The sequence below is a fragment of the Fodinicola feengrottensis genome, from assembly GCF_039530045.1.
GTDB lineage: Bacteria > Actinomycetota > Actinomycetes > Mycobacteriales > HKI-0501 > Fodinicola > Fodinicola feengrottensis.
Genome location: NZ_BAAANY010000005.1, coordinates 314,262 through 339,910 on the forward strand (window position 1 = coordinate 314,262; position 25,649 = coordinate 339,910).

22 protein-coding genes are annotated in these 25,649 nt (G+C 66.1%); 11 read left to right on the plus strand and 11 right to left on the minus strand.

All coding sequences use genetic code 11. From position 1 onward, the window contains the following. Window positions 1-54 precede the first annotated feature (54 nt). Window positions 55-639, minus strand: coding sequence for a D,D-peptidase/D,D-carboxypeptidase VanY-N (gene vanY-N, locus ABD301_RS07630; RefSeq protein WP_163566622.1), 585 nt, complete (start codon window positions 637-639; stop codon window positions 55-57). Window positions 640-835: 196 nt separating this feature from the next. Between vanY-N and ABD301_RS07635 the strand changes: the two genes are divergently transcribed. The 4 genes from ABD301_RS07635 (at window position 836) to gad (ending at window position 5,431) form a co-directional block, all read left to right on the plus strand. After that, window positions 836-1,531, plus strand: a complete 696-nt coding sequence (locus ABD301_RS07635; protein WP_344308439.1) for a response regulator — start codon at window positions 836-838, stop codon at window positions 1,529-1,531. A gap of 14 nt (window positions 1,532-1,545) precedes the next feature. Beyond that, a complete protein-coding gene (locus ABD301_RS07640) occupies window positions 1,546-2,982 on the plus strand; it encodes an ATP-binding protein (protein ID WP_344308441.1) in 1,437 nt (478 codons plus the stop codon). A 20-nt stretch (window positions 2,983-3,002) separates the two neighbouring features. After that, window positions 3,003-3,470, plus strand: coding sequence for a hypothetical protein (locus ABD301_RS07645; protein ID WP_344308443.1), 468 nt, complete (start codon window positions 3,003-3,005; stop codon window positions 3,468-3,470). A gap of 569 nt (window positions 3,471-4,039) precedes the next feature. Further along, complete coding sequence (gad, locus tag ABD301_RS07650) at window positions 4,040-5,431, plus strand: glutamate decarboxylase (RefSeq protein ID WP_344308445.1); 1,392 nt, start codon at window positions 4,040-4,042, stop codon at window positions 5,429-5,431. A gap of 72 nt (window positions 5,432-5,503) precedes the next feature. On the opposite strand, the gene ABD301_RS07655 is transcribed toward gad, so the two are convergent. The 5 genes from ABD301_RS07655 to ABD301_RS07675 form a co-directional block, all read right to left on the minus strand. Beyond that, on the minus strand, window positions 5,504-5,677 hold the full coding sequence (locus tag ABD301_RS07655; protein WP_163566620.1) for a hypothetical protein: 174 nt from the start codon (window positions 5,675-5,677) through the stop codon (window positions 5,504-5,506). A 151-nt stretch (window positions 5,678-5,828) separates the two neighbouring features. After that, the gene (locus ABD301_RS07660; RefSeq protein WP_163566619.1) at window positions 5,829-6,683 is read right to left on the minus strand and encodes an SGNH/GDSL hydrolase family protein; all 855 of its coding nucleotides are present in this window, start codon (window positions 6,681-6,683) and stop codon (window positions 5,829-5,831) included. A gap of 117 nt (window positions 6,684-6,800) precedes the next feature. Then, window positions 6,801-7,967, minus strand: coding sequence for a PucR family transcriptional regulator (locus ABD301_RS07665; RefSeq protein ID WP_344308449.1), 1,167 nt, complete (start codon window positions 7,965-7,967; stop codon window positions 6,801-6,803). A gap of 23 nt (window positions 7,968-7,990) precedes the next feature. Further along, window positions 7,991-8,365 (minus strand): FKBP-type peptidyl-prolyl cis-trans isomerase, encoded by a 375-nt coding sequence (locus ABD301_RS07670; RefSeq protein WP_163566617.1) that lies wholly within the window; start codon window positions 8,363-8,365, stop codon window positions 7,991-7,993. 38 nt (window positions 8,366-8,403) lie between these two features. After that, the gene (locus ABD301_RS07675; protein ID WP_344308451.1) at window positions 8,404-9,333 is read right to left on the minus strand and encodes an AraC family transcriptional regulator; all 930 of its coding nucleotides are present in this window, start codon (window positions 9,331-9,333) and stop codon (window positions 8,404-8,406) included. A gap of 118 nt (window positions 9,334-9,451) precedes the next feature. Between ABD301_RS07675 and ABD301_RS07680 the strand changes: the two genes are divergently transcribed. Beyond that, the gene (locus ABD301_RS07680; RefSeq protein ID WP_344308453.1) at window positions 9,452-10,231 is read left to right on the plus strand and encodes an SDR family oxidoreductase; all 780 of its coding nucleotides are present in this window, start codon (window positions 9,452-9,454) and stop codon (window positions 10,229-10,231) included. A gap of 187 nt (window positions 10,232-10,418) precedes the next feature. On the opposite strand, the gene ABD301_RS07685 is transcribed toward ABD301_RS07680, so the two are convergent. Next, window positions 10,419-11,069 carry a TetR/AcrR family transcriptional regulator gene (locus ABD301_RS07685; protein WP_163566616.1) on the minus strand — a complete coding sequence of 217 codons (651 nt, stop codon included), beginning with the start codon at window positions 11,067-11,069 and terminating at the stop codon, window positions 10,419-10,421. A 100-nt stretch (window positions 11,070-11,169) separates the two neighbouring features. Here ABD301_RS07685 and ABD301_RS07690 point away from each other — a divergent pair, with 100 nt between their 5' ends. After that, the gene (locus ABD301_RS07690; protein ID WP_344308456.1) at window positions 11,170-12,660 is read left to right on the plus strand and encodes a hypothetical protein; all 1,491 of its coding nucleotides are present in this window, start codon (window positions 11,170-11,172) and stop codon (window positions 12,658-12,660) included. Window positions 12,661-12,681: 21 nt separating this feature from the next. Here ABD301_RS07690 and ABD301_RS07695 read toward each other — a convergent pair whose 3' ends face one another. The 4 genes from ABD301_RS07695 to ABD301_RS07710 form a co-directional block, all read right to left on the minus strand. Continuing rightward, on the minus strand, window positions 12,682-12,837 hold the full coding sequence (locus ABD301_RS07695; protein ID WP_344308458.1) for a hypothetical protein: 156 nt from the start codon (window positions 12,835-12,837) through the stop codon (window positions 12,682-12,684). A gap of 61 nt (window positions 12,838-12,898) precedes the next feature. Continuing rightward, on the minus strand, window positions 12,899-13,384 hold the full coding sequence (locus tag ABD301_RS07700) for a pyridoxamine 5'-phosphate oxidase family protein (protein ID WP_344308460.1): 486 nt from the start codon (window positions 13,382-13,384) through the stop codon (window positions 12,899-12,901). Between the two features lie 64 nt (window positions 13,385-13,448). Next, the gene (locus ABD301_RS07705) at window positions 13,449-14,996 is read right to left on the minus strand and encodes a carboxylesterase/lipase family protein (protein ID WP_279578924.1); all 1,548 of its coding nucleotides are present in this window, start codon (window positions 14,994-14,996) and stop codon (window positions 13,449-13,451) included. A 33-nt stretch (window positions 14,997-15,029) separates the two neighbouring features. Continuing rightward, window positions 15,030-15,815, minus strand: coding sequence for an SDR family NAD(P)-dependent oxidoreductase (locus ABD301_RS07710; protein ID WP_163566614.1), 786 nt, complete (start codon window positions 15,813-15,815; stop codon window positions 15,030-15,032). A gap of 108 nt (window positions 15,816-15,923) precedes the next feature. Between ABD301_RS07710 and ABD301_RS07715 the strand changes: the two genes are divergently transcribed. The 5 genes from ABD301_RS07715 (at window position 15,924) to ABD301_RS07735 (ending at window position 25,525) form a co-directional block, all read left to right on the plus strand. Further along, a complete protein-coding gene (locus ABD301_RS07715) occupies window positions 15,924-18,617 on the plus strand; it encodes a helix-turn-helix transcriptional regulator (protein WP_344308464.1) in 2,694 nt (897 codons plus the stop codon). Between the two features lie 199 nt (window positions 18,618-18,816). After that, window positions 18,817-19,641 (plus strand): DUF222 domain-containing protein, encoded by an 825-nt coding sequence (locus ABD301_RS07720; protein ID WP_163566613.1) that lies wholly within the window; start codon window positions 18,817-18,819, stop codon window positions 19,639-19,641. A 123-nt stretch (window positions 19,642-19,764) separates the two neighbouring features. Continuing rightward, window positions 19,765-20,364 (plus strand): hypothetical protein, encoded by a 600-nt coding sequence (locus tag ABD301_RS07725; protein ID WP_163566612.1) that lies wholly within the window; start codon window positions 19,765-19,767, stop codon window positions 20,362-20,364. Next, window positions 20,361-21,659: a hypothetical protein gene (locus ABD301_RS07730; protein WP_344308467.1), complete on the plus strand. Its 1,299-nt coding sequence runs from the start codon at window positions 20,361-20,363 to the stop codon at window positions 21,657-21,659. The genes ABD301_RS07725 and ABD301_RS07730 overlap by 4 nt, the downstream gene beginning before the upstream one ends. 317 nt (window positions 21,660-21,976) lie before the next feature. Beyond that, complete coding sequence (locus tag ABD301_RS07735; protein ID WP_344308469.1) at window positions 21,977-25,525, plus strand: DUF8189 domain-containing protein; 3,549 nt, start codon at window positions 21,977-21,979, stop codon at window positions 25,523-25,525. Window positions 25,526-25,649 lie beyond the last annotated feature (124 nt).

The following is a 25,649-nucleotide window of genomic DNA, read 5'->3' on the forward strand; positions in this document are numbered from 1 at the left end:
TGCAGCCGCTACGGCCGCTACGGCCGCTACGGCCGCTACGGCCGGTGATAGTCGTCAACGCGTGGTTTCGCCACTGCTGACCAAATACGGCCGGCTGGTCCAGCCCGGATGTGGCAGCCGGCGCGGGGCCTGGCCCGGGTTTTGTGGCCGGTGCTCGAAATGCCACCACTCGTTGTCGTACGTACGGTAGAGGTCATAGCGCCAGCCGTTGTCCTCCAGCCAGCGCGCGCCTTCCACCGGCCGTACGTCCATCGCGATTCCCTTGACATGGGTGGATTCCTCCGGCGGTAACACGTGCCGGCGGGCCGCGCTTACCGAGCCAGTGCGAACAACCTCGTCATTGAACAGCTGATGTTGTTCGGCCGCGTCCCGGTGACCGGAGGTCAGGCCGATCAGCTGGCCGTCGCACCAAAACGCGTCCGTACGCGCCGCCTGGAAAGCGGCTTTCGCCAGCACGGTGAGACCGTCCAGATTTTCGGCCGGAAACCGCAGCCCCAGCGCCCACTGGCAAGCCAGCTGCGCCGCGTTGCCCGGCCGGCGCACAAACGCGATCGGCAGCAGGAGGATCGCCAGCACGTTGGTGACCGCCTCGAAAAGGCGGTCCCGCAGGCGGCCGGGACGGGCGGCGAGCACGGTCATGAGTCCACTGTCGACGATGATTGTGCGACCCAGTCCTCAGCTCTGTCACCGGAAGGTAACAGTTGGCCTGCTGTTACCGAACCATGACGAGACGCGGACAATTTCGGTACGTACGCGCGCGATGGTAGGTAGCGTGGCCACGACCTCGCGACAGGTGGACAAGCGGACTCCGGGTGGCGCTGGGATAGTTGGGGCCATGCCACGGGTGTTGTTGATCGAAGATGATCAGGCCGTACGGGACGGCCTGCGGATGGCGCTGTCCCGGCACGGCCACACGGTGGACGCGGCGGAGACCGGCGAGCTGGGTTTGGAGCGGTTGCGAACGGCGCCCGCCGACGTGGTGGTGCTCGACCTGATGCTGCCCGGCATGGACGGTTTCGAGGTCTGCCGGCGGATCCGGGCCAGCGGGGACCTGCCGATCATCATGCTGACCGCCCGCAACGACGACATGGATGTGGTGGCCGGCCTGGAAGCCGGCGCCGACGACTACATCGTCAAGCCAGTGCGGGCGCGGGTGCTGGAGGCCCGCATTCGGGCCGTGCTTCGGCGTACCAGCGCGGAGCCGCGGCACAATGGTGCGCAGCAGCCGGGGCTGGAACATTACGGCAGCCTGGTCATCGACAGGGCCGGGCTGGTGATCAGCAAGAACGGCACGCCGATCGCGCTCGCGCCCACCGAACTTCGGCTGCTGCTCGAGCTTTCCGGCGCGGCTGGCCGGGTGTTGAGCCGGCAGCACCTGCTGGAAGCCGTGTGGGAACACGGATATCTCGGCGACTCCCGGCTGGTCGACGCGTGCGTCCAACGGCTGCGCTCGAAAATCGAGGACGACTCGGCCCTGCCGGTCTACGTCCAAACCGTACGCGGCTTCGGTTATCGCTTCGGGCCGCTGTGAAACTCCGCTGGTGGTTGGACGCCCGAACTCTGGGCCTTCGTACCCGGCTGCTGATTTCCTTTGCCCTGCTCGGTGTTCTCACCGCGACCCTGGTCGCGGGTGCGGTCTATTACAAGGCCAGCAACGTCATTCTGCAAAAAGCCCAGGACACCGCGGTCACCTCGTTGACCGACCGGCTCGCGAAACTCTTCCCGCTCCGCGACCTGCCACCCAGCCAGGATCGGCTGGACCAGATCGCCGGCACCCTGTCGAACCGACTCGACTCCGCGGTGGTCGTTTACCGAGGCGAAAAGTCCGCCGGCAGCCTGGACCCGGACATGTTCCCGGCCGAACTGCGGCAGGCGGTGACCAGCGGCCAGGTCGTCTGGCAGCGAATGTGGTTCCGCGGCGAGCCGGTCGTGGTGGTCGGCACCGAGTTGTTGATCGGCGCGCCAAACGGTCCTGCCCACGCGTCCGGCCTGGAAGTTTATCTGGTGCACAGCCTGTCCGCCGAACAGAACAGCATCAGCCAGATCCAGCTGACCGCATTCTCGTACGGCGTCCTCGCGCTGGTTTTCGCTGTTCTGCTGGCCCTGTTGGCGGCAAGGAGTGTGCTGCGACCAGTACGCGAGCTCGACGAGGCGGCCCGCCGGCTGGGTGACGCAGATCTGACGACCCGGTTGGCCGTACGAGGTTCGGACGAGTTGGCGCGGGTCGCGGAAACCTTCAACAACACCGCCGACGCGCTGGAACGGCTCGTCGCCGAGCTGCGCAGAATGGAAGCGGACGCGAGGCGTTTCGTCGCCGACGTCTCGCATGAGCTGCGTACTCCGCTGGCCGCGATGACCGCGGTCACCGACGTGCTCGACGAGGAAGCGCCACAACTTCCGGGCGATGCCGGCAAAGCCGCCCGGCAGGTCAGCCAGGAGACCCACAACCTCACCCGGCTTGTCAACGACCTCATCGAAATCTCCCGGTTCGACTCCGGCGGCGCGGCGCTCGTCCTGGACACCGTCGACGTGGCCGCCGCCATCGCCGCCACCCTGCGCAGCCGCGGCTGGTCGGACCAGGTGCGAACCGAGCTGCCACCGCGGGTTTTCGCACGGCTGGACCCACGACGGCTGGACGTGATGGTCGCGAACCTGGTCGGCAACGCCCTGCGGCACGGTGCCCCGCCGATATCGGTACGGTTGGGGGCAAACGCCGACTGTGTCGAGATTTTGGTCGAAGACCACGGACCGGGCCTCGACCCGGCCGTGTTGCCGAAGGTGTTCGACCGGTTCTACAAGGCCGACACGGCTCGTACGCGCTCCGAAGGCAGCGGCCTGGGCCTCGCCATCTCCTGGGAAAACGCCCGCCTGCACCGCGACGCGGCAGGCCGCGAAGGCAGCCTGGTGGCCGGCAACCGCGAGGGCGGCGGCGCGGTCTTCACCCTGCGGCTGCCCCGCGAGGCCCACCCCGGAGGTAAGTAATGGTTCGTACGCTTCGATTCTTGGCCGTCGTCGCGCTGGCGATGGCAGTCGCCGGCTGCGGCGTACGCTCCAGCGGCGTCATCACCGGCAACGCCGCCCCGAGCGGCCCGGCCGAGGGCGTCACCCTTTATCTGGTGTTGGACGGAAAACTCAGCCAGGTGCTACGAGCCACCAGTGAGCAGCTGACCCCTGAGCAAACCCTCAACCTGCTCGCCGCCGGACCGGATCCCAGCGAGCGTACTCGCGGTTTCAGCAGTGCCGTGCCAGGAAATATCGCACCTGTCACCCTGTCGTACGGTCAGACCGGCCAAGCCACCCTCACTTTGGCCGCGGATGTCAACAGTCTCTCCACCATGGCCGCCGACCAACTCGTCTGCACCGCCCGCGACACCCTGAGCACCCAGGCAGCAGCCCCTGGCCCGGTCGGCATCACTCTCACCGGCCACGGCCAAAACCGCGGGCCACAGTCCTGCCCGCTGCCCAGCTAACGGCCTTTTGGAAAGCGACCTCGCCCTGGGACATCAGGGAAACGAGGCCTTCCCGCGTACGGGACGCGCTGACCTTCATAACCCGCCCCTGCCCAACCGTGAGATCGGTCGGCGCTGGCTGCGATGTGGTCCCGGCGCTTACTGACATCATGCCCTATCCGCCGGTTCCGCGACACTCGACCCCCGGCCCTGGACTGTCCTATGTGGAGATGACGGACACCACCGGCTCGACTGGCGGCGCCAGCCCGGCTGTTCGGCGCCAGCACGAAAGGCAGTCTGCTCGGGCACGTCTGCCGGTCCGAAGGAGCGGTCCATCGGACCGTTCCGCTCCCCAGGGCGACCACTAAGCCGTACCGAAACAGCGCCAAACACCTGGCGCCGGCCGGCCACAGTGGGATTCTTCGAGCGATTTGCGAGCCGGCCGTAAAGCCGGGATCGGCATTATTCAAGAAAAACTGAAGATACAAGCGCTGCCCGAATGCGCATCGCCGCCACCGGGGCCGCCCCATGACCTCGCATTCCCGTGCGACCGTGGCCGCAATTCGAGAGAACGACGAGAGGATTCCCCGATGGCGTTGCACCGCGGCAATCACCGGGCCAAGCCCGTACGGGCCACCGCGAACCCCATCCTGAACGAGGCGCATCCGGTGCCCTGCCAGGATGTCCGGCCACCCTGTCATTGTCTCAACTACGGACCGATCGCGCCGGACACGGCGTACCAGATCATCCACGACGAACTCATGTTGGACGGCAACGCCAAGCTCAACCTGGCCACCTTCGTCACCACCTGGATGGAGCCGCAGGCGGCCAAGCTCATCGCCGAATGCGCCGAGAAGAACATGATCGACAAAGACGAATACCCGCAGACCGCGGAGCTGGAACAGCGCTGCGTGAACATCCTCTCCAGCCTGTGGCACTGCCCCGACCCCGCCGACGTGATCGGCTGCTCGACCACCGGGTCGTCCGAGGCCTGCATGCTCGCCGGCATGGCGCTCAAGCGGCGCTGGCAGAATCGTGGCGGGAAAGGCCGGCCGAACCTGGTCATGGGCATCAATGTGCAGGTCTGCTGGGAAAAGTTCTGCAACTACTGGGAAGTCGAAGCGCGCTACGTCCCGATGGAAGGGGACCGGTTCGGGATCTCGGCCACCGAGGCGGCCGCGCTGTGCGACGAGAACACCATCGGCGTGGTGGGCATTCTCGGGTCCACTTTCGACGGCAGCTACGAACCAATCGCGGAAATCTCCGCCGCCCTCGACGACCTGCAGGCCCGTACTGGCCTGGACATCCCGATGCACGTCGACGGCGCGTCCGGCGCGATGATCGCGCCATTCCTGGATCCGGACCTCGAGTGGGATTTCCGGCTGCCTCGGGTCGCCTCGATCAACACGTCCGGCCACAAATACGGTCTGGTCTACCCGGGCGTCGGCTGGATTGTTTGGCGGAATCATGACGCGCTGCCAGCGGAACTGGTGTTCAAGGTCAACTATCTCGGCGGCGACATGCCGACCTTCGCGCTGAATTTCTCCCGCCCGGGAGCCCAGGTCGCCGCCCAGTACTACGCTTTTCTGCGGCTCGGCCAAGAAGGTTTCCGAGTCGTCCAGCAAGCCGCCCGCGACACCGCGATGGAGTTGGCCCTGCGAGTGGAGAAACTCGGGCCGTTCGATCTGCTGACCCGCGGCGACGAGCTTCCGGTCTTTGCCTTCACCACCAAACCCGAGATCACCGCGTACAACGTCTTCGACGTGTCCCGGCGGCTGCGCGAGCGCGGCTGGCAGGTGCCGGCCTACACTTTCCCGGAAAACCGCACCGACCTGGCCGCGCTACGGATCGTCGTACGGAACGGATTCTCCCCCGACCTCGCCGACATGCTGGTCGCCGACATCGAGCGGCTGCTCCCGGAGTTGGCCAACCAGCCCGGCCCGGTCCAGGCCATCGAGGCCGCCAGCAGCTTCCATCACTGACCGGTGACGTTGATGTGCGGTGAGGCAGCGGGGGTCGTCAGAATTGACCCGCCCGCTGCCTCACCGCTGCCTTTAGCCGCAGTTCGTGGTGTGGTTGCAGTCCGGGTGACAGCTCGCGTTGATGCTGATACACGGTCGGCCGACCGTGATGTTCGTATCCGAGCACGACGGGATCTCGTACGCCTGCACGGTAAGTGCCTCGTCGAGCCGGATGTCGAGGTCGAAGTCGTCGACTGCGATGGACATGCTTTTCCTCTCCTTGACTGACAAAGATGGCCCGCGGACCGCAGGTCGTTCTCCATCATGGAGGTTTCGGCAACCCGAGAGGACGGGCGTCAGCCGGGACGATCAAGGAGAAATTCCCGATCGGGGGGTGCAACCAAACCAAGACCCCCGTTTACAAAGTCGCCAAGGTCTGTTGTGCCATCGCTTGTTCACCGGTCGCGTTGGGGTGGACGATGCTCAGCCCGTTGGCACCGAACAGCGGCTCGACCCACCGATTTTTGGTTGGCTGGCAGGCATCGTGGCCTTGCGAAATCGCCGTCAGGTCCACGTACGTGGCGCCGGTGGCCGCCGCGGCGCGCTTTACCGCGCCATTGAGCGTCGCCTGGATTCCGCCGAGATAGGGAACGTCGCCGGTCGCGATCGGGATGGACGGGAAGCAGCCATTGGTCGGCGGGAGGATCGAAAGATAGCCGGCGATGAGCACCCGAGCGTTCGGCGCCTTGGTTTTCACAGCCTGTAAGGCTTTGACGATGTTCGGATAGACCTTGTTGTTGATGGTGTTCGCGAACATGTCGCCGTACGCGTTCTTGCAGGGACTGCCCTGGCCGCCGGTGAGGACGCCGGCGGAGCCACACGCCACGATGGCGGAGATGAACGTGTTCTCGTCGTTCCCACCGATGGTCATCGTGACCAGTTGGGTGGCCGAGGAGAGCGCGTCGAGCTGCGGTGGCGTGCCAGGATACTGGGCGTTTGTGTAATGGGAAGTTTGTGCTCCGCCACAGGAGACATCGGTCAGCCGGAAGCCTGCGGTGGTCGCGAGGTCGTGCGCCCAATTCCGCGACGACTGCGCGCACAGCGGGGTGATTCCGCTGGCCAGCGGCAGGACTCCGCTGCCCGCGCTGTAACTGTCGCCCATGTTCACGTAGTTGAGCGGGGCAGCCGACGTGGCCACCGGCGACATCACCAGGCAAGCCATCGCTGCCGCGGTCAGACCGGCCCGACGATGCAGGCGTGTAGACGAGCGCATCCGCGTCCCCTCCCAGGTATGAACTGGGACACAGCATCGTCTACCGGCCACCGCCACAGCTAGTGGACAACGTCCCGAAATTTGTCTCGCGAGTTTGTGACAATCTCCAAAGGACGCTTAACCGTTGACGTACCGGTGCGCGGTCAGGGCCGCTCCGAACGTCAGCCAGCCTTCGCGCTGGGTGGGATCGATCGAGGTCAGCATCCGGATCCGGCCGAGCCGGTAGTCGAGGGTGTTGACGTGTACGGTCAGCAGCCGCGCACATTCCCGGCGATTCCCGCCGCAGTCCAGATACGCCTGTAAAGTCGACCAAAGGTCGGCGTTTTTCTCAACCACAGCAAGAGATTCCAGCAGAGCCGTACGGGCAGGACCGGGCCGGGTCACCTGCACCTGGAACAGGACCTGTGTCAAGGGGTAGACCGCGGGTGGGAATTTCAACCGCTGCGCCACTTCGGCGATTTCTGTTGCCGCTTGAATGGCCGCCCCGGTGTCCGCCGGCACGTCCGTACAGGACCAGCCGCCGGCCCAGTTCGCGGTCATCAGCGGTTGGATAAGGGCGGTCAGTCGCTCGTACGAGAATCGGCCGGACAGCAGGACAATTCCGCCGGTCGCGGAGAGCGAGTCCAAGATCGGACCGGCGACCGACAGCGCCTCCCGAATTTCCCGATTACGCCGGCGACCGTCCACCGCGATGGTGATGTCGCTGCCAACAGCGGGCGGCGCCAGCCGCAACGCCACCACGGTACGGTCACGCCAAGGCTGCAGCCCGGCCTTTTCCCAGAGCTCAGGGGCTTCCCGATCCGCCGCGACAGCCTCGATCAGTTCCGCGCGGGCCTGTTGATCATGGCCGGCCACCGCCATCGTGGTTTCGATATAGCCATCGGTGACCGCCTGGCTGAGCAACAAAAGATAGTCGATGACGTACGAGCCGAGCCTGCTGACATCGGCGGCCTCGCTGGGACCCGCCATCGCGGCGACCGCCTCCCAGCAGGCGCGAGTGCCAATGTAGTTCGCCGCCAACACGTGCCCGAGCGGAATGCCTTCCTGCGCCCGCCGGGACGCCGAATGCGAGATCCGAGCTATCTCCTGCTCGGTCGGTGGACGGCTTTGCTCGATACCACGAACGAAAAGCTCGAGATTGAAGCGAGCGATCTCGCGGACGTCGACCTCGATGGCGGCCGGCGGCAGTTGGTGGTAATACGGCAACTCACGCAACACCGCCTGGACCGCCAGCTCGGTGATCTCCGGAATGCGTTCCGCGAGCCGCGCTACCAGGTCCGACATGTGCTCACCCGGATGGGCTGGGGCTAGCCGACGCTCAACAGGTCGACGACAAACACCAGCGTCTCGCCGGGCTTGATCGCCCCGCCCGCTCCCCGGTCGCCGTAGCCCAGGTGCGCTGGGATGACCAGCCTGCGACGGCCGCCGACCTTCATGCCCACGACGCCCATGTCCCAGCCCTTGATCACCCGTCCACCGCCGAGCGGGAAGGTGAAGGCCTGGCCGCGGTCCCAGGACGCGTCGAACTGCTCACCAGTCGAGTGGGCGACCCCGACGTAATGCACCGAGACGTTGGTGCCCTTGGTCGCCTCGACTCCGTCCCCCACCACCAGATCCTGAATATCCAGGTAGTCCGGCGCCGGACCCTCGGGCGGGTCCACCTCGGGCCTGTCGAGCGCCATGCGATCTCCTCCATTCGTACGGCCAAACGGCCGTCAGTCTACCGTCCAGGGGTCCGGCGCTGGCGGCGGTACGCGCCGGGAGCCACCGCGAACTCACGTTTGAATGCCTTGCCGAACGCGAATTCGGACTGGTATCCGACCTGACTGGCGATGGCGGCCATCGAATCGTCGGTCAGCGTGAGCAGCTGCCCGGCCCTGGTCATCCGCCACCAGGTGAGATAGCCCAGCGGCGACTCGCCCAGCAAGGAGCTGAAGCGCCGGGCGAAGGTGGCCCTGGACATTCCGGCGCGGTCGGCGAGCGTGGCCACCGTCCACGGCTCGGCGGGCTCATTCTGGATGTGTTGGAGGGCGTTGCGAATGGACAGGTCGTTCAGTGCCGCCGCCCAACCGCCAGCGCCGGTACGAGCCTGCTGCTCGAACCAGCCACGCAGCACGTACAACAGCAGCAGATCCAGCAGCGCCGGCACGGCGGCGCTGGAGCCGGCGCCGCGATCGGCCAGCTCGGCGCCGAGCAAATCGACGACCGACCGGATCGCCGGGTCCGGGCCGATCCGCGCGGGCAGGTGAATCACCTCGGGCAACGCGGTGATCAGCGGATGCGGCCGGCGGTCACCGAAAATGTACGACCCGCAAAGCAACGTCGTCGGCGCCCCGGATCCGTTGGGAATGGCGAGATCTTCCGGGACATCGCCTTGCGCGTCCGGCGGCACCTCGTATTCGATGGCGCCCGGGGAGTCGACCAGCGCGTGACCGCGACCGTGCGAAACAAAGACGATGTCGCCGACCTGCAGCCGCAGCGGGTCACCGCCGCCGGGTGGCACGAGCCAGGCCGAGCCCTGCAGGAGCACGTGGAATCCCACTCCCATGACCGGCGCGAACCGCATGCCCCACGGCGCCTGAAGGCGGCACCGGGACGACAGCGGCGCTCCCGACCGCATCGAAGCCAGCACGTCGCCTATCAGATCCACTGCCTCAGAGTATCAGCATTGAGACGATGGGACATAAAGTTGAGATATTCAACCATGGATCGTCTCACGAGCCGCCGATAACGTCGTTCTCACCAGGACACCGGAGAGGACCCCCACCATGACCGGCACGGCATTCATCGAGCCATCCCTTCAAGGCAAACGCGCCCTGGTCACTGGCGGTACCAAAGGAATTGGTGCCGCCGTCGTGGCCAGATTGGCCGATGCGGGCGTACGAGTAGCCACCACCGCGCGATCATCCGCGCCAACAAAGGCAGAGCTGTTCATCAAGGCCGACATTGGCACCAGCAAAGGGACGGACCAGGTTGCGAGGGAGGTCTTGCGGATATTCGGCGGGATCGACATCGTCGTACACAACGCTGGCGGGTACGACGTTGAGCCGGGGCCGGCGACCACCTACCACGACGAGCACTGGCAGCGGACGTTGGAGCTGAATCTGCTCTCCGCGGTCAGGCTGGACAGGGCATTCCTGCCGTCGCTCATCGCCCAAGGCTCCGGAGCGATCGTGCACATCACGTCCATCGCGGGCCGCATGCCGACCACCGGTCCACTTCTCTACAGCGCAGCCAAGGCCGCGCTTTCCATATACAGCAAGGGACTCGCCGCCGAGGTGGGCCCAGTGGGCGTACGGGTCAACGCGGTGCTGCCCGGGTTCATCGAGACCGAAGGGGCCCAAGCGGTGCTCGACCGAATCGCCACCGATGGCGATCGCGAAGCCGCCCGACAGGAACTGATGCGGCAGCTCGGTGGCGTACCGCTGGGCCGGCCAGGCCGACCCGAAGAGGTGGCTGAGTTGGTCGCTTTCCTGACTTCCGACCGCGCGAGCTGGATCACCGGAGTCGAATACGCCATCGACGGCGGCACGACCCCAACCCGCTGATCAGGACATCTGGACCGGTTCGGTACGTCCTTCGGCGGCTCGGTCGGACGGCAGGAGCAGGGTGCTGGCGCGTTCGAAGCGGGCGTCGATGCGCTCCCAGCCGGGTGCCGCGTCGGACGCGCTGCGCAGGTTTTCGCCGCTTCGGCCGGCCCGCGAGATCCACCTCTACTGTACGGGCTGGTTCTCCCTAAGTAACCGACGCGCTGGTTCCGTCGAGCGGGGCTGCCTTGGTGGCGTACGTGCCGATTGATGGCTCCAGCAAGGCATAGGAACCAGCGGTGAGCCGAGCCAACGCCGTTCGGATCGTCCTTATCGCCTGGTTGGCGCGAAACCTGGCTTGGCGGTCCGCGGCGATCGCCCGATGAGCCCCGCCGATGAGGGCCGCGACGACGGCCGGGTTCGCGGAACCGTCACCGGCCGCGGCCAGGACGCTGGCCAGTTCTTCTTCACGGCGATCCATGATCTCGCGAACGCGCGCTCGCAGTGCGGGGCTCTCGTCGATGGTGCGCAACCAGTCCCGATTCAGCTCGTCCGCGGTGAAGAGCGGATCGGATCGCAGGCTGTCATGCACCAACGCGTACCACGCGGACTGGCCGGTCGCGCGACCGAGAACAACGCCAGCCGGCGCCGCGATCGCCTCGTCCTGCCGATCGAAGAACAAGTCTTCCTTGGTGCCGAAATAGTTGAAGATCGTGTTGACGGAGACCTCCGCCGCCCGTGCGACCTCCGCGAGTGTGACCTGCTCAAACCCGCGTTCTTCGAACAGGGCCGTCGCCGCGGTCGAGATCGTCAGCCGCGTGCGCTGCTTCTTCCTTGCCCGCAACCCCATCTCGGCCATGTCGACATGCTATCACCTTCTGCTATCATCCCAAACTTGGAGTCAGTGCATATTTTCGTTAGCTCCAAATATCCAGACCTGGGACGTGGAGAGAGAAACGATGCGCATCAAGAGAGCAGTCGCCACCGTACTAGCTGTCACCACCACGGTGCTGACAGCTAGCACGAACCCAGCCGCGGCCCAGTCAACAGGCACAGTCCAAGTGCATCCCACGAAGGCGCTGGCCAGGATCGAGCCGGGCGCGGTTGGCGCCGACGTACCGTTTTGGAACCCGCATCTCAAGGATGCGCGAACGACCCAGCTGATCCGGGGCGCCGGCATAGGCACCCTCGATTTTGATGCTGGCGCGCCGCTGGATCTTTACGACTGGCGGCACAATCAGTTGCGACCGGATCCCGACGCCGCTCGCGACGCCCCTTTTTTTGGCGACTGGACCGGCCTGCGCCCCACCTTCACCTTCGATGAGTTCGAAGCGACCGCCCGTCGCGCAGGCGTGCGCACCACTGTGCACGTGAATTACGGAACCGGCACCGCGGCTGAGGCGGCGGCCTGGGTGAACTACGCGAACAACGTCCGCCATGACCGCGTCCAGAACTGGATGATCGGCGCAGAGGTGTGGCTCGACCAGATTTTTGAGCCCAACAACCGGGTGTCCACCACCAGCCCGGAACCTCCAGAGCTCGACGGGACGCGGTACGCCAAGGACGTGATCGCGTTCGCAGCGGCGATGAAGGCGGTCGATCCGACGATCAGGATCGGCGTCGAGTTGGCGACCGTCGTTGCTGGCCAGGAAAACGCGGACGACCAGGCGAAATACTTCACCGCGTGGAACCGTGCGGTCGTCGCCACGCCGGGACTGACCAGCGCCATCGACTACGTGGACATCCACGGACTGCCCAGGCACCCTGACGAGGACCCGACGATCACCGGAGCGCTCGCGGCCGTGCGTACGGTGCCGGCGACTCTGGCGGCCATGCGAGCGGACCTCGACCACCACCAAGGGCACCAGGTGACCATCACCGTCGGTGAGGTGAATTCCTTTCCCGCCGGCAACGAATACACCACCACAACAGGAAATGCCGCGTACCTCGCCGACGCGCAGGCAACACTGCTGGAACACGGCGTCACCTCGGCGCACTGGTTCGCGCTCTACAGCGGACTGAACCAACCAGCACCGGGCGCTGACCTCGGCCTGATTTCCAGCGGAAGTTGCCTTCCCGCAAACTCCGGTCAAGTGTGCGAGAGTGCGGCCGGAACTCCGTTCGCGACCTATTACGCGGAGAAACTGTTCGGTTCGGTCGCCGTCCCGACCGGTACGTGGATCGCGACCGCCACCGCCACCGCTGGGGTCTCCACGCACGCGGTACGACTGCCGAACGCGACGGTGAAAGTCCTACTGATCAACACAAGTGGTGCAACAACGCAACCAGAGACGATTTCCGTCGATGGCGCGTGCCCCACGACTGAGGTCAGGGTCAGCCAGACGAGTGCCAGCGGAATCACGACGTGGTCCCAGGCTGGCAATACCTCGATCGTGCTACCTCCGTACTCGGTAACAGTGGCCACGTACCGAAGCGCAGGCGCGCTTTAATCGGAGCCACTCGCATCTCGGCTACGACCACGCCCATCCCACGCCGCGACTGGTCGTCGGCCGGCGCACGATGGCGGTCGACCGGCCGATCCGACGCGGCCCGCCACCCTGCTGTTCCACGCCGTCGACCTGTCCGGCGGGGTCCGGATCGAGGCCGAGGTGGTGCGAGAGCACCACGGCCCGGACCCCGCGCGGCTGATTCTTCAGGTTGGGGAACAATTGCTGGCCGAGATCGCCCCTAAGCGCTGCCGCCTTGTGCGGCCTGTGCGACGCGGATCAGTTTCTCCACGTTCTGCGGCAGGGTGGTCTGAAAGTCCTGCAGGCGCGCCCATTCCGGGTGGATGGTGATCCGCACCATCTGCGGATAGAGCGACCGTACGCCCGCCTCCCATTCCGCGTGCCCCGCCAGCGGCACGATCTTGTGCGAGGCGTCGATATACTCCTGCGGAATCCCGTCCACCACCTCGGTGCTGGCGGTGCCACGAATCAGCAACACCCGCGGCGGGAAACCCTCGGTGTCGATGGTCAGCGCCACCTTCGGAAACTTTCGCAGCGCCGGGTATTTCAGTGAGTTTGTCGTGGTGCACATGACGATGTCCGCCCCGTTCCAGTGAAACGCCATCGGAACGACCCGCGGAAAGCCGTCTTCACCGTTGAAAGCGAACCGTGCCGGAATGGCCGAGTTGATCAGTTCCTGCGAGATGGGCTTGGTCAACTCGTTCATGACCTTTTGGTGATCCATTAGAGTATTCCCTTCGAGAGATAGAATGTTAGTGGCGCGGGACGGGTCAGACAGTAGACCAGAACTGGCAGTGGTGGGTGGCGTCCAGATCGACGCCGCGCACCGCGGCCGGCGCCAGTGACTGCGCGTTGCGGCCGGTGAATGGCGCCCAGTGTGGTTGCCCGGCGCGATTCGGATCGCCGTTCGCGGCGAAGGTCGCCCAGTAGCTGATCAGCTGGTCGGACAGTAGCTGTTGGTCGGGCCGGAAGGTGTACGGGAAGCCCTGGTCGAAGAAATAGGTCACCTCCGATGAGTGGTAGGCGCGTGGCGGGAAGCCAGGCGGGAAGGCGAAAAAGCCGGTCGGGGCGTCACGGTCGGCGAACTCGTACGCGTAAACCGTGGTCTGCTGCGCGAGCAGCCGGTCGTCTGTCAGGTGCCCACAGCTCCAGACCCGGTCGGTGTGCGCGGCGGTCAGCGCGACCGCTCGGGTCGCCCACGGATCGGTGTCGTTGGCCGGATAAGTCGCCCGTACCCGCGGTGCCGCCGCGCCGAATTCCTGCTGGAGCAGCCGCCCGTACGCGAGCTGTTCGTCAGTCATGAAGCCGACGGTGAGCGCGGCCTCGTCCCGAGTGGTCCCGGACATCACTGGAACGCGGGGAAAGTGGCCGGCCGCGAGGGCGAGGTCCGGGCGTTCGGGCAACGTCGAATTCCCGTACGCGAGCGGGGTCGTGACGGGGGTCGGGCTGGCGTCGATGATCGCGCCGGCCGGCGTCCGACGCAGACAGTCGGCGACGGTCGACGGGTCCGTACACCCCACCTTGGCGGCGAGGGCTGCACTGCGGGATCGCAGTTGCGGCACCGAAATCCACGGCGAGCCGGCTGGATCGCCGACCTTGATGCCATTGACAGGCCACGTCATCGAGCATGATCCGCTCTGCATGATCGCGCGGTCGAAAAGGCCGCGCGCGGCCGGCGAGGCGAGCTGCCCGCACACGTCGTAACCACCACCGGACTCACCGAAAAGCGTGACGTTGGCAGGGTTCGCACCGAACGCGGCGGCGTTGCGGCGCACCCAGCGCAGCGCGGCCTGCTGGTCCTGGAGCGTGAAACTCGACGTGTTTCCCAGCTGCGGCAAGGAGAAGTTCCCGAACACCCCGAGCCGGAAGTTGATCGAGACAACCACCACGTTCCCGCCAACGGCCAGCCGGTGCGCGTCGAAGTCGCTGGCGTTCAGGAAACTGTTGCCGCCGCCGTGCAGCCAGACCATCACCGGCTTGCGACCGGCCGTGGTCGGTGTGGTCACGTCCAGGTAGAGGCAGTCCTCCACCTCGGTACGCGCGTGCGCGCCATCGGTCTGCGCGCACCGTGGCGACGGTTGGGTCGCGTCCCGTACGCCAGTCCATGGATGCGCTGTCCGCGGCGACCGCCACCGCAGGTCGCCGACCGGTGGCGCGGCGAACGGGACGCCACTGTAGACCTGGTAGCCGGCGGCGGACTTTCCGCGTACCAGCCCGTTTTCGGTACGGGCTATCGGATCGCTCGCCGTCGCGGCGGCGGCCGGCGTCAGCAGCGCACCGGCAACCGCCGCGACGAGCATTATTGTCACTGTTTTCATGGGAATTTCCCTCCGGCCTTGCTGATGAACGGGTCAGCTGGCGAAGACGCCGCTGGTGACGTTGACGAAGGTGCCGGTGATCGCGCCGGCGTGGTCGGAGGCCAGGAACGCCGCGGTGGCGGACAGCTGTGCCAGCGTCGGCGATCGCTTCGTCATCCGCATCCCGTCCAGGTGCTGCAGGATGCCCTGGAAGGTGGCCTCGTCGATCGGCGTCCCGCTCTGCGCCGCGATCTTCTCGGCGGACAGCGTTTCGGGCAGGCCGGCCGTCCAGATGCCCACCACCCGTACACCCCGCGGCCCGATCTCGAGGGCCAGGTTGCGGACGAAGGTGTCGACCGCGGCGTCCGCCGGTCCCGTTCCGCCCATCATCGGGCTGCCATGGGCCGACCCGCTGTCCAGCGCCAGGATCACCCCCGAACCCTGCCGCACCATGTGCCGCGCGGCGGCGCGGGCGGTGATGAAGTTAGTGGTCAGCCGGTTGACCACCGGCCGGGTGAGGTCGGCGACCGTGATGTCGACCAGCGGGACGTTCTGCAGGTCGCCGGCGCTCACCACGTTGAGGGACACGTCGATGCTCCCGGCGGTGTCCACGATCAACTGCGCGTGGTCGGTGACCGCCTGCTCGTCGAGCGCGTCCAGCACCGCGACCTGCGCCCGGCCGCCGGCCGCGGTGATCTTCTTGGCCACCAGCTCCAGCGGCTCGCGGGTACGCCCGGCGAGGAACACCCGGGCACCCTCGCGGGCGAACGCGGCCGACACCGCGCCGCCGATCGAGCCGCCCGCGCCGTACACGATGGCATTGCGGTCTTCGAGGTTCATCTCAGTTCTCCCTGGTCAGTACGACTGTCGGTGACTACGAACGTACGGACGGCGGGGACTGCCGGAATCCGCATCGGCATCAGTACTTCGGCCCGTAGGGTATGTTCCGTGCTTTCCGGCAGGGCAGTCGAACAGGACGCGATCGACGCGCTTCTCGCGTCCGCACGCAGCGGTGTCAGCGGCGCGTTGGTGCTGCGCGGCGAACCCGGCATCGGCAAGACCGCACTGCTGGACTACGCGCGTGAGAAGGCCGACGGCATGCAGGTGCTGCGTTGCGTCGGAGCGGAGTCCGAGGCGGCGCTGCCGTACGCCGGCCTGCACCTCGTCCTTCGGCCAGTGCTCGGCCAGACGACCAAGCTCCCGCCGGCCCAGCGGGCGGCATTGGACGGCGCCTTCGGGCTCGGTGGCGTCCCCACCGACCCGTTCGCGATCGGCGCGGCCGTGCTGGCGTTGCTGGCCGAGGCCGCGGAGACTGGCCCGCTGCTCTGTCTGGTCGATGACGCCCAGTGGCTGGACCGTTCGTCGGTGGCGGCCATGCTGTTCGCCGCCCGCCGGCTGGACCGCGAGGGTGTCGCCGTCCTCTTCGCCGCCCGCGAGTACGCCGAGGTGCTGGTCTCGACCGGACTCCCGGAGCGCCGGCTGGCCGGGCTGGCCGAGCCGGACGCGCTTCTGCTGCTCAAAGCCCATGCGGACCTGACTGACGACCAACGCCGACAACTCGTCGCCGAGACCCACGGCAACCCGCTCGCGCTGCTGGAGCTGCCGGCGGTCGTCTCGACCACGGCCGGGCCGCTGCCGTTGCCGCTCACCAGTCGTGTGCAGGACGCCTTCCACCACCAGGTGCGCGCGCTCCCGCCCGCCTGCCAGGCGTTGCTGCTGGTCGCGGCCGCGGACGACACCGGCGACCTGCTGGTCCTGCTGGCCGCGGCCGCGGACCTCGGCGCCAGCAGCACCGACCTGCAACCAGCCGAGGCGGCGGGGCTGGTGACCGAATCCGCTGGCACGCTCAGCTTCCGGCACCCGCTCGTACGCTCCGCCGTCTACCACGGCGCGCCGCTGGTCAGGCGGCTGGCCGCGCACAGCGCGCTGGCCGCCGCGTACGGCCGCCAGCACGACGCCGACCGGCGGGCCTGGCACCTCGCGGTGGCGGCCACCGCACCGGACGAGCGGATCGCCGGTGAGCTGGAGGCGGCCGCCGACCGGGCCGTCGCGCGCGGCGGCTTCGATGCCGCCACCAGCGGATACGAGCGGGCCGCCCAGCTGAGTGAGGACTCGGCGGCGACGATCCGGCGGCTGGTGCTGGCCTGCGAGAGCGGTCTGCACGGCGGCCGGCCGGGGTGGGCTCGGACGCGGGCCGAGCGGGCCGCGCCGGCAGTCATCGACCCGGTGATGCGGGCCCGGCTGATCGCCGTACGGGCGCGGGCCGAATACAACTCCGGCAACATCGCGCTCTCCCACGACCTGCTGTCCCAAGGAGCCGCGCTGCTGGCCGGCGGCGACCCGGAACCGGCGTTCTGGCTGGTCGCCGAGGCGCTTCACGCGGCGTGGTCGGCACCGGCCGACGCTGAGATGTTCGCCCGTACCGTCGACCAGTTCGGCGAAATCGGGCTGCCGGCCGACCACCCGCTGATGGCGGTGGTGTGGCTTGCCCGCTGGTGTACGGCGGCGATCCTGCGCCGCGACACCACCACCTACCCGCCGCTGGCCGACCTGGTCGAGAAGGCCGAGGCCGCCGCCGCCGGCAGCGACCCGCGGATCCTCACCGAGGTGGCCAACTGCACCTTCACGCTGGGCCTGGACGCCGACAGCGCGCGGATCGCCGCACGCAGCGTCGCGAACGCACGTCGCGAGGGCACCGTGGAGCCGCTGGCCGACTGCATGGGCACCCTGACGCTTTGCGAGACCTTCGCCGGCCGGCCCCGCGAAGCGCTGGTGACCGGCACCGAGTCGGCCCGGCTCGCCGAGCACACCGGGTTGGCGCACTGGCGGACGTACGCGGCGAGCATCCTCGCCTACGTGGCCGCGACCCGAGGCGACGAGAGCGGCTGCCTCACCTCGTACGAGATCGCCGCCGCCGAGCCTCGTGCGCACCTGTCGGCGGTCGCCTGGACGCAGTCCGCGCGCGGGTTGCTCGACCTCGGTCACGGCCGCGTCCAGGACTGCTTCAACCGCCTTTCGCGGCTGGTCAGCGGCCCGGCGCGGCACCATGGCGCGGCCTTGCGATGCCGGCCCGACCTGGTCGAGGCTGCCGCCCGGCTGGGTCGGCTGGACGCGGTCGCCGAGCCGTTCGCCGAGTTCCGGCGCTGGGCCGCGGTCGTTCGGCAGCCCTGGCTGGACGCGCTCGTGGCCCGCTGCCACGCCTTGACGGCCACCGACGCGAACGCCGAGAACCACTTCCTGACGGCCCTGGCCGGTCCGGTAGACCGGCCTCTCGAACTGGCCCGAACCCAGCTTCTCTATGGCGAGTGGCTGCGGCGCGTACGCCGGAAGGTCGACGCGCGTGTCCAACTGGAGGCGTCGCTGCGTGCCTTCGACGAGCTGGGTTGCGGGCCGTGGGCGGCGAGGGCCAAGGCGGAGCTTGGCGCCTCAGGAGCGACCGTGCCCGGGGCCGTACGCCAAGACATACTCGCGGCGCTGACGCCTCAGGAACTGCAGATCGCGGTCCTCGCCGGCCAGGGAATGTCGAACCGGGACATCGCCGCGCAGCTGTTTCTCAGCCCGCGTACGGTCGCCTACCACCTCTACAAGACCTACCCCAAACTCGGCATCACAACCCGTACCGAACTTTGCGCCCTGGTCTGAGAAAGACGATACATCCCGAGGTATGCATGCCCGCTGGAACCTTGTCCGCAGGCCGCTTCTTTCGCGTAGGTCGAGAATCTTCCGGTCCAGATAAGTTGAACGCGCGCGCTCTGCGTTTTGTTGGGGACATTGAGAAACGACCATTTCCTGATAGGCGAAACGCGGTCAAACTGTCGGCGGCGGCGGTAGAATTAGTGTCATGGCCGCCGGCGAGGAACTCAACGCTCCAGAGCTCTGGATGTGTCGCCCCCGGCAGCTGGCGGACCTGCTACGCGAAGCTGAGCAGGACGTCCGGCGCCGGCAAGCGCGGGTGCTGGATATTGTCGCGGCGATTCACCAGAATAGGGTCGGGAAGGCTCTCGGGCACGAAACCACCATCGGCATGCTCCAAGACAACCTGCTGCTATCGCCCACCGAAGCAGGACGACGTCTCAAACGAGCCCTGAATCTGTGCAACAGCGAAGCCCTGACCGGTGAAGCCCTCGCACCCAAGCTTGGCATTGTCAGCGAATCCATGCGTCGAGGCGAACTCGCCGACTCTCGAATCGACACCATCATCGGCATCGTCAACAAACTCCCCGCCCGCGTCAACATCAAAGAACGCGAAGACGCCGAGGCATCCCTGGTAGAGCACGCGAAAAGCTACCCCGCCCGCCGCCTGGTCGAATTCGGCCAACGTATCCATGACCACCTCGACCCGGACGGCCCCGCACCCACCGAACGGGAGAACGAGAAACCCAGGCGCGAACTAAACCTGCACACCGGACGCGACGGACGGCTGAACTTCAGCGGCTCCTTCGACGGCGGAACCGGCACCCTGTTCAGTGAGATCCTCAGCCCCCTAGCCAAACCTCGTCCCGCCGAAGACGGCCGCCCCGACCAGCGATCCGGTTCCCAACGCAATGGGGACGCTGGCGGGGATTTTGGGCATGGCCGCGACGCTAAGCCGCCTCAACGGCTCCCAGATGCGGAGGCCAGCGACACTACGCCACAGCGGTGCTTGCTGGGTATCGGCAGGCGATGATCTTGGTTGCGCGATCGGTTGCCTTCGGCCACTACCGAGTGCGATGGAATCGGGTGATATCCGTCGACGCCGTCCCTAGACTGAGCGCAGCGTCATCGCGTAGTCAACGGAAGGTGCATGTACATGCCCAAGGTCATCGTCCCGGTCGGCTTCGACAGCGGGCCGGTCTGGCCACTTGAACCAGCCGATCAGCCGACCTGCTATGAGGTTCTACTCGGAGACGGATCGCTTCAGCTCACCGAGGATGCCTACTTGGTGTGGGCCACCGCCATGCTGGACCGGCAAGCGCACGCCGAAGTTCGTTTCAACCGTGCTGACCTGCTCAAACTTACAACCGGCGACGAGCGGATCCCAGATCCTGAAGTCATGATCGAGAAACTGCTGAACAGCAAGATCTTGGTCGAGTACGACCCGGATGATCCGGCTCGGTTCCTTCAGGACTACAAGCTGCACCTGCTCGCCGAAGGCTCCGGAAACACGAAGGAGCATCCCGACACGTTTCGCCTGAGTCGCCGGGGCGAAGTTGTGCTTGAGCTGTATCACGATGCCTACGCGATGCTTCGAGGCATGCCGTACGTGTCGAGCATGTCAGTGGAGATTCAGACCTACTCCAAAGCGCTGCCGACCGATGGCACGTTCACCCTTGATGAGCTGTCCGTGATGTTTGCTCGGGCGGTTCCGTCGATAGTCGCTACCCGCTGCGGGTATCTGCAACCGTCATGACCACGCCCGACCCGATCCAGAGCCAGCCTCGGGCGGCGTTGCCAGCGGCAACGTCGCCCAAGGTTCGGTCGCGTTTTGCTCGCCTCGTTACGATCCAGGACAAGGATGAGACGAAGAGTTTCTGGGAGAAGACGGCTGACGCTGGCGCGAAGTTCGCGATAACGCTTCCTACCAGGGTGGCTTTGGCGGGCGGGTTGGCGCTGAACAGCGGGTCGTGGGAATTGATCACGGTGCTCGGCGCCGGTGTTGCTGTGGATGTCGCGTGGACGATTGTCCGGTCGAAGTTGAAGGACCAGGCGGCGATCGAGAAACGCGAGGCACAACTCGCCAAGAAGCTCGACGTTGACACGGATCCGTTGGAGCAGCACAAGGAAGCGCGCGACAGGATCGATGCCCTGGAGCAGGCGGTCGCCGAACACTCCGAGCCGGTCGCGAAGATCGAGTCGCTTGAAGGTAGACAGCTTGATCAGGGGCAGAAACTGGGCCAGGTTGTCCAAGCCGTCCGGATGGACCACAACAAACTTGAGGCGCAAGGCGAGCAGCTATCAGCAGTCCGGCAACAAATGCAACACCAGGCCGCGCAGCAGAATCAGTTGCAGAACGACAGCCAACAGTTTTTCAACGCCGTACGCGAGGCTTTCGACCAACAGAACCAACATTTCGACGACCGGCTCAAACAGACTGTTGAGCAGCAGAACCAGTACTTCGAACAGCGGGTTCAGCAGGCTGTAGCTGAGCAGGTTCCTCAAGCTGTTGCCGCGGAGGTCCAACGGCTACTGGCTGCTGGAGTTCTTGCACCGGTTGCTTCACAACAACAGGCCGTCCAGCAAGGTCAGCAGGCGTCCGGCCCTTCGCTGCAAGGGCGTCAGACGCCGGCATCGATTGGAGGGGACAATGGCCCACCACCAGTTACACGTAAGGGGCCGTTGCGGCGCTTCGCGGACAGCATCGACCGTTTGCAGGGGCGGGAGCCGAAGCTGACGCCGAATGAGCAGTGGCACAAAGATCGAAACGAGCAGGCAAAAGAAGCCGGTCGAGCACGGGACGAGGCGGCGGTGTCCGAGCGTCAGCAAGGGGCCAACCCTCAGCCAGCCGTGCCGTACCAATCTGTTCACGACCAGAACGCACCTGCGGCCCCATGGCAGGCCGGTACTGGGCATGGATATACCGGTCCAGAGCCGAAGCTAGAAAATCAGGCAGACCAAGCACCTTCGGAGCAGCCAGACCTGCGTCAGCCCCTCAACCTCGGGCAGAGCTTGACGCCGCGTGCGAGCAAGAAGGGACCGAAGAAATAGAGCTGGGTCAGCTGGAGACCAGATTCGTTCTGTAGATAGACAACAGCACCTCGCTGTTGTCGGTCAAGGTGCTGTTTTCAGCAGGGTTAGGAGCTGCCGAGGCCGCCTTCTTGGATCCCAAGGACGAATGTTCGGGAGATTATCTGATTTCTCCAGGCGGAACGGTAAACGTCGAAAACTGTTTCTACAGCCGGAACGAGACCAGTTGAGGCCTTTCCGGCCGGATATTTTCGGCGATATGGCAGATGTCAGTTGTGGCCCGTCGATGCGCTTGGTTACCCTCCCGCCCTCACTGGAATCTCGGGATGGGGTGGGAGATGCAAGGCATTCCTCGACGCGGAATTCTCGCGCTTTTGGGGGCGGCCGCGGCGACACCGTTCATCGGTGACCTGCCGGCGGCCGCCAGCCAGCCGGCAGAGGTGGGGGCGGCCGCGTCGGTCAACGCATGGGTGGCCGCCTCGCTGGACAAGGTGCGGGCGGACCGGGCTTGGCCAGGTACGCCACCGAACACGTTGCGCTTCCTCGGCGCTGGAAATGAACGCCATTACGGCCAGATCGTGGTCACCGCTGGATCCGACACGACGGTCACCGCGACGGCTTCTGACCTGGCGGGCCCGAACGGCGCGAAAATCCCGGCGTCCGCCGTCGCGTTTTTCTACCAGCGCTACGTCAACGTCAGTCGGCCACCGCAGAACTCCAAGTATCTGAGCGGCTGGTGGCCGGACGCGGTGGTGCCGAGCAACCAGGTCCCGGCCGGCGCCAACGGCAACAACGCGTTCATGGTGACAGTGCGGATTCCGGCCAACCAGCCGGCTGGGGTATACAGCGGATCCGTCACGCTCACTGGCGGCGGCGCACCGACGACCGTGCCGGTCACGCTGACCGTTTGGGGTTTCTCGATTCCGGTGGTGCCGAGCACCGTCGGTGCCTTCTGGCCGTGGTATCCGCTGGCGGCGCAGGCCGAGAACGTGAAATGGGGAACGCCGGAGTTCAAGACCCGAATGGACGCTTATTACAACTATCAAATGGACCACCGGGTCATGCCGAACTATCCGCCGATCATTGGTGACCCCGGCCCCGGGCCGTACTATGCGTCACCCGGCGAAGCCGAGCCGGACGCATACATCGCGCAGATCGCCGCGTATGTCAATGATCCACGCGTGGTGAAATTCCAGATGCCGTCCTACGCCCGCGGCGACCAGACCAACAGCATCACCGTCGACACGGCCAAGCTCGACAAGGTCGCCACCTACCTGCGTCAACAGGGCCTGATCAACAAGGCGTATTTCTATGTCGGCGACGAGCCCGGCGACGACCATGCCGAGGACACCCTTGTCGGTGCGTACAAAACGCTGCATCAGTACGCACCCGAAGTGCCGACGATCATGACGTTGACGCACCGGCCGCGTCAGTCGTTGCTCAACGAAAACAATGCCTGGGTCCTCGAAGAACACGCCGTCGCGATGCTGGACGAGCCACGCGCCGTCGACACCCTGAAGGCCCGCGGCGACCTGGTGTGGACCTACATCTGCATCGGCGACATGTGGCCGTACCCGGGTGTGATGATCAACGACTCGCTGGTCGGTTCACGACTGGTCCCCTGGTTCCAACACTCGCAGGGTTACACCGGCCTGCTCTACTGGTCGACGACTTGTTTCGGCTCCTGGGATGGGCATGACTACCATCCGCGCAATGTTTTCAACGACCCGTACACAAACAACGACTCGGCCGGCGATGGTTTTCTGCTTTATCCAGGCGCGCAGGCCAATGTTCCTGGTCCGGTCGGGTCACTTCGGCTGCACGCGGTCGAGGCCGGCATGCAGGACCGCGAGCATTTGTTCCTGTTCGAGAAGCGCGGTGTCGAGATCGCCCAGCAGCTCGGCGTGGACGATCGATTCACGGTCGAAGAGCTACTCAAGCCATATTTCGGCGTACTTTATGACTGGCTGGACAGTTATCGGGACAACCCCGATCTGTTTGAGAGCATCCGTACCGAAGTCGGTGTCCAGCTGGACCGGGCGATCAACGGCGAGCCGGCGATCGTCCTCATCGGTGGCCAGCCGCGCGCCTACCACGTACCAGTGACGGTGTACGTCCGAAACGGCGTGCCGGTGACGATCCAGGGCCAGGCCGGTACCCCGGTGGAACGAACCGCCAAGGCGGACGTACATCGTACGATCGTGCCGCTGCCGGCCGGCTACCAGAAGGTGACCGTGACCGCCGGCTCGGACACCCTGACCCGGTCGGTCCAGGTCGGTCCGATCGGGCTGCCGCACCCGGTACGAATCAACTCCTTCGAGACCGACGCGGACGCCGCCCGCTTCGGGGACGCGACCGCGACGGTCAGCCGCTCGACCGACCATCCCAAGACCGGCAAGTCCAGTCTGAAAATCACCTTCGGCGCCGGCCAGGACAGCTCCGGCCTGTTCATCCGTGGCGCCGAGCACGTCGGGCGGCGAGACTGGAGTCGGTTCCGCGAACTCGCTTTCGAGGCGTACAACGACTCCGACCGAGTGCTGGGACTGGACTGCACATTTTACAACGAGGGCGCGAAAGATCCGGAGCATCACGTCTATCTCGCGGCGCGGCAGTGGCAGACCGTACGGATCAAGCTGTGGCACGCGCTCGCGGACATCTACCACCCGCAGTCCGGCCTCTTCGACCTCAGCACGTTGACGTCCGTGCAGTTCTCCACTACCAAACAGCCCGCGCCGACCACGCTCTACATAGACGATCTGCGGTTCGAGTCGAACAGCGTCGTGCTGGAAAATCCTGGTACGGCCATGCGGTTGGACGACAGTGGGGTGCTCACGTACGCGCTGGCCAAGGCCGATGGGTCGATCGGGTACGCGCGGCGTACGAATGGCGACAACTGGACGCAGTCGTCCGTACCGGGGCCTCTCGCCGGTTCGGCCGTGTCCGTGCTGGACCTGCGCGGCAGGATGAATCTGCTGGGTATCGACCAAAATGGCGCGCTGGTATGGCGCCGGGCCACCGTAACCGGCTGGGAGAACCTGCCGGGGCCGGGCGTGAAACTGACCGGCTCACCGGCGGCCGCGATCGACTCGATTGGACGGCTCACCTTCCTGGCCCGAGGTGCGGACAATTCGCTGGTGGCCGGGTGGTTGGACAGCCCGATCTCGGACAGCTGGCACACCGCGGCGATCGCTGACGTGGCCACTGGTTCCCAGGCGGTGGCGTTGGACGATCCAAGCGTCGCCTTGGATATCAGCGGCAAGCTGTGTTTTTTCGTCCAGACCAATGGAAATCAACTGCTACACGGCTGGCAGGACACGCCCGGCTCCTCGACCTGGCACACCGCGGTCATCCTCAACAACGGCAACGGTGCCGCCGTACCGGTGGCCGGCCGGATAGGCATGGGCCAGGGCGCTCCGGGCCGGCTGTGCTTCATGGCGCGTGACCCCAACGGCAAGCTGTCGCACGGATGGCAGAGCACGCCGGGCAACGGGCCGTGGCTCTGGGCCACCCTCACGCCGACCACGGACGTGGACGACGACGGCGCCCACGTGACACCTACCGTCGCCGGTGATCCTGTGGTGTCGCTGGACTCCGGTGGGCGGTTGACATTCGTCGTACGAACCGCCGATGGCAAGGTGCTGCACGGTTGGCAGGACCACGCGGACAACGGCCCGTGGCACTACACGGTCATCCGAAACGCGTCTCACACGTACGCGATGCTCACCGACGACGTCATGCTGTCGCAGGACGACATTGGGCGCCTGGTTTTCACTGGCCCCGGCCAGAACGGGACGGCCACCGTCGGATGGCAGGACACTGCGTCCTGCGGGCCTTGGCATATCACCAGCCTCAGCACCAATGTGCGAAAGACTCGCCGTACGAGATAGCACGCCAGCGAAAGCCTCCCTGTCGCCAGCCGGAACAGGGAGGCTTTCAAGGCCGGAGTCGACGGGCACGCAGCACGAGGCGCAGCGTGTGCGGCCCGTACCCGCCGACATAAACGCGTTCCCC

What these genes read in the sequence shown, in the direction of transcription:
- vanY-N (WP_163566622.1), bottom strand. Translation starts at nt 639, where the DNA reads ATGACCGTGCTCGCCGCCCGTCCCGGCCGCCTGCGGGACCGCCTTTTC.
- ABD301_RS07635 (WP_344308439.1), top strand. Translation starts at nt 836, where the DNA reads ATGCCACGGGTGTTGTTGATCGAAGATGATCAGGCCGTACGGGACGGC.
- gad (WP_344308445.1), top strand. Translation starts at nt 4,040, where the DNA reads ATGGCGTTGCACCGCGGCAATCACCGGGCCAAGCCCGTACGGGCCACC.
- ABD301_RS07655 (WP_163566620.1), bottom strand. Translation starts at nt 5,677, where the DNA reads ATGTCCATCGCAGTCGACGACTTCGACCTCGACATCCGGCTCGACGAG.
- ABD301_RS07660 (WP_163566619.1), bottom strand. Translation starts at nt 6,683, where the DNA reads ATGCGCTCGTCTACACGCCTGCATCGTCGGGCCGGTCTGACCGCGGCA.
- ABD301_RS07665 (WP_344308449.1), bottom strand. Translation starts at nt 7,967, where the DNA reads ATGTCGGACCTGGTAGCGCGGCTCGCGGAACGCATTCCGGAGATCACC.
- ABD301_RS07670 (WP_163566617.1), bottom strand. Translation starts at nt 8,365, where the DNA reads ATGGCGCTCGACAGGCCCGAGGTGGACCCGCCCGAGGGTCCGGCGCCG.
- ABD301_RS07680 (WP_344308453.1), top strand. Translation starts at nt 9,452, where the DNA reads ATGACCGGCACGGCATTCATCGAGCCATCCCTTCAAGGCAAACGCGCC.
- ABD301_RS07685 (WP_163566616.1), bottom strand. Translation starts at nt 11,069, where the DNA reads ATGGCCGAGATGGGGTTGCGGGCAAGGAAGAAGCAGCGCACGCGGCTG.
- ABD301_RS07690 (WP_344308456.1), top strand. Translation starts at nt 11,170, where the DNA reads ATGCGCATCAAGAGAGCAGTCGCCACCGTACTAGCTGTCACCACCACG.
- ABD301_RS07700 (WP_344308460.1), bottom strand. Translation starts at nt 13,384, where the DNA reads ATGAACGAGTTGACCAAGCCCATCTCGCAGGAACTGATCAACTCGGCC.
- ABD301_RS07705 (WP_279578924.1), bottom strand. Translation starts at nt 14,996, where the DNA reads ATGAAAACAGTGACAATAATGCTCGTCGCGGCGGTTGCCGGTGCGCTG.
- ABD301_RS07710 (WP_163566614.1), bottom strand. Translation starts at nt 15,815, where the DNA reads ATGAACCTCGAAGACCGCAATGCCATCGTGTACGGCGCGGGCGGCTCG.
- ABD301_RS07720 (WP_163566613.1), top strand. Translation starts at nt 18,817, where the DNA reads ATGGCCGCCGGCGAGGAACTCAACGCTCCAGAGCTCTGGATGTGTCGC.
- ABD301_RS07725 (WP_163566612.1), top strand. Translation starts at nt 19,765, where the DNA reads ATGCCCAAGGTCATCGTCCCGGTCGGCTTCGACAGCGGGCCGGTCTGG.
- ABD301_RS07730 (WP_344308467.1), top strand. Translation starts at nt 20,361, where the DNA reads ATGACCACGCCCGACCCGATCCAGAGCCAGCCTCGGGCGGCGTTGCCA.
- ABD301_RS07735 (WP_344308469.1), top strand. Translation starts at nt 21,977, where the DNA reads ATGCAAGGCATTCCTCGACGCGGAATTCTCGCGCTTTTGGGGGCGGCC.